The 3035-nt window shown below is 44.3% G+C and carries 4 protein-coding genes; 2 read left to right on the top strand and 2 right to left on the bottom strand.

Annotated elements, in window-relative coordinates; all coding sequences use genetic code 11:
• Window positions 1–242, top strand: a 242-nt coding sequence (locus PX481_RS01240) for a DUF1997 domain-containing protein (RefSeq protein ID WP_288093259.1), incomplete at its 5' end; no start/stop codon positions are given.
• 8 nt (window positions 243–250) lie between these two features.
• On the top strand, window positions 251–601 hold the full coding sequence (locus PX481_RS01245) for a Rieske (2Fe-2S) protein (RefSeq protein ID WP_288093261.1): 351 nt from the start codon (window positions 251–253) through the stop codon (window positions 599–601).
• Window positions 602–978: 377 nt separating this feature from the next.
• Here the strand turns inward: PX481_RS01245 and PX481_RS01250 are convergent, their stop codons facing one another.
• Window positions 979–1791 carry a DUF362 domain-containing protein gene (locus tag PX481_RS01250; protein ID WP_288093264.1) on the bottom strand — a complete coding sequence of 271 codons (813 nt, stop codon included), beginning with the start codon at window positions 1789–1791 and terminating at the stop codon, window positions 979–981.
• A gap of 15 nt (window positions 1792–1806) precedes the next feature.
• Window positions 1807–2802, bottom strand: coding sequence for a tRNA dihydrouridine(20/20a) synthase DusA (gene dusA / locus PX481_RS01255; RefSeq protein WP_043999335.1), 996 nt, complete (start codon window positions 2800–2802; stop codon window positions 1807–1809).
• Between the last annotated feature and the right edge of the window lie 233 nt (window positions 2803–3035).

Below are 3035 nucleotides of genomic sequence, written 5' to 3' on the forward strand. Positions count from 1 at the left end.
ATAATCAAACCTATCTAGCGGGAAAAGCCAATCTTGAGGTGAAAGTCGCCCTACCACCGCCATTATGGTTAACCCCGCGTCCGCTGTTAGAAATCACCGGCAATAGTCTCTTAAAAGGGGTTTTATTGCGGATTAAACAGCGTTTAATGAGTCAATTGTTGCAAGATTACCAACAATGGGCTAAACAGGATATTATTGCCCAAAATTACCCCGAAACCATTCTCGATCTCTCCCTCGGTTAAAGAAAAATATGAGTTGGACAAAAGTATTATCTGTAGATTCCCTTGCCCCCGGCGCCCGTCAATTGGTAAAAGTGGGGGACAGTTCCATTCTCTTGATTAACAATAACGGTCAATTCCACGCCGTTGGCAATCTTTGTCCTCATTTAAAATTATCGATGACGAAGGGCAAAATTACCGAGGACGGCGCGATCGTTTGTCCCTGGCATCGTAGTTCGTTTGATCTCTGTAGTGGTGCTGTCAAAGACTGGATTACCTGGCCCCCTGTGGTTAACAAAGCGATGGCGGCAGTTTCTCAACCCCAAGCTTTACCCGTTTATCCCCTTCGCATCGAAGACGGCAGCATCTGGATAGACGCTTGACATCTTCACCGAGGGGGGTTTTTGGGCAACCTAAAGAGCAGTTCACTCGACAATGGGGTAATCTTGGAGAATGCCAAACCCTACCTCGATCGCTTCCGTAAAAACCCAGTTATAGACTGTTCCCCTCCCCCGCTCCTAGGGTTGATTCCAGGTAGGGTTGATTCCAGGTAGGGTTGATTCCAGGTAGGGTTGATTCCAGGTAGGGTTGATTCCAGGTAGGGTTGATTCATGAATCAACCCTACCCCGCTCCAGTGATCCCCACTCTCCTGTATATTTTTTAAACAGGATTGCGCGAGGTCATTCTTTTATTCTGACTTCCCCTCCTGACGACCGGCGACCGACTCCTAACCCCACCAAGAAACTTTTTCAGCAAACCCTAATTAGTTCCGTTTAAAAGTTGAGAACGAAGCAAATCGATCGCATCTAAATAACTTGGCATCGGTTCATCACCTAACAGACAAGCACTGCGATCCACGCTAATCATATCATCACCCCAAAACACCTGACCGACAGGAATAGATTTTCCTCGATCCGGTCGCCAATTACTACTAAAATATTTGAGATTAGCGTCCACCACTGCCCCATCAAAAAGATGACCGATACAAAAATAAACATCCTGTAAAATTAGCGGTACGGAGGGGCGATGTAATTGCCCCCGCGAGTTGGGACTACGGGCTTTATAATGACTACGGGGAAAGAGTCCATAGAGATTTTTTAAAGAAGCAGAAATCAGGGGTTTATCCTTTAAATGGGTGCGTTTTAAGGTTCCAATCGTGATCCGACAATCCACTTCTTCGATAATTGTAGGGGCAAACATCGAGGGAAAACGGACAGGAAAAGGGGAAAGATTCGGATATTCTTGCTGGGGTAAACTATCAGCATCAAGAATAGTTATTCCAGGATCGAGAATAGATTTTACTCCCAAAATATCGATAATTTCTCTCAAAGAAATAGCCGAACATACTCCCTCTACCAAGATAATTTCTGCCCCAGTATTTACCCCTCTCAATCCCCGCAAAACTTGACTTAATACCGGCAGACTAACCGTTACCGGTGGAGGCACAGGATAACCTAAATTAGGTTTAATTAAAATACGTTTAGCTGTGATAGCTGCCGGGGGAGGTTGATAAACAAAATCCGCCATAGCTGAATTTTTTACCCCGGCAGTAATTGAGGATTGGGTAATCATAGAAAAGAAAATAAATCAATGGGAAATTGACAGATTAGCCAGATCATTTAGGGAGTTCACCTGCTGTAAAGCTTGCCAGATTACCCCGGAATCGGCCCCAGGAAAATGGCTATTTTCACTAATATAACGCTTCCAGGCCTTAGTTCCGGGCTGACCGGCAAAAAGCTGTAAAAGATGTTTGCTGATCTGGTGTAATTTATAACCTTTACTCACCCACTCATCGATGTAGGGAAGCATTTTTTTGATTACTTCTTCCTGGGTAGGAGGAGTAACCGATTCCCCATAAAAATCTCGATCGACTGTGGCAAATAAATAGGGATTATCGTAGGCTGCCCGACCGATCATAACTGCATCTACTAATTGTAAATGTTGTCTAGCCTGTTCTAAATTAATGATACCGCCATTAATTTCAATAAACAAATGGGGAAACTGATTTTTTAGGCGATAAACATCATCGTAACGTAGGGGGGGAACGGTGCGATTTTCCTTGGGACTTAATCCCTGTAACCAAGCTTTCCGCGCATGGATGGTAAAACGTTGACAACCCGCATCCGCAACAATACGGACAAAATTGGCCATATTTTCGTAACTATCCTGATCATCAATGCCAATTCTCTGTTTTACAGTCACGGGAATCGATACAGCTTGATTCATTGCCGATATTCCCCTAGCGACTAATTCCGGGTTAGCCATCAAACAAGCGCCGAAATTGCCCTCTTTTACCCGAGAACTAGGACAACCCACATTGAGATTTACCTCGTCATAACCCATATCTTCGGCTATTTTAGCGCATTCTGCCAAAAGATAGGGATTATCACCCCCTAACTGTAAAGCTAGAGGTTTTTCTGCTAGGGAGAACCCCAGCAACTTATAGCGATCGCCGTGTTTGATCGCCATCGTCGTGATCATTTCCGTGTAGAGAAGGGGACGACGGCTAATTTGTCGCAAAAAATAGCGAAAATGGCGATCGGTATAATCCATCATCGGCGCCACACTTAAAATACTGCCCATTTTCCCCTTGATTTTTTCGCTGATCGGGACATTCTCTGGTGAACCCCAGAGAATAACCAGTCTTCCTCTCAACATATTTTAAAGCTTTTTGGTAAGTAGGTAGGCGTTAAAAATTATCAGACACCACCCTTATCAAGGGGGGACTAAGGGTAGGGTTGATTCATGAATCAACCCTACTATGAATCAACCCTAGGACTAAGGGGGGATCGAACCTAAAATCTATTTTTAATTTA

This window comes from Microcystis sp. M53603_WE2 (assembly GCF_030065435.1).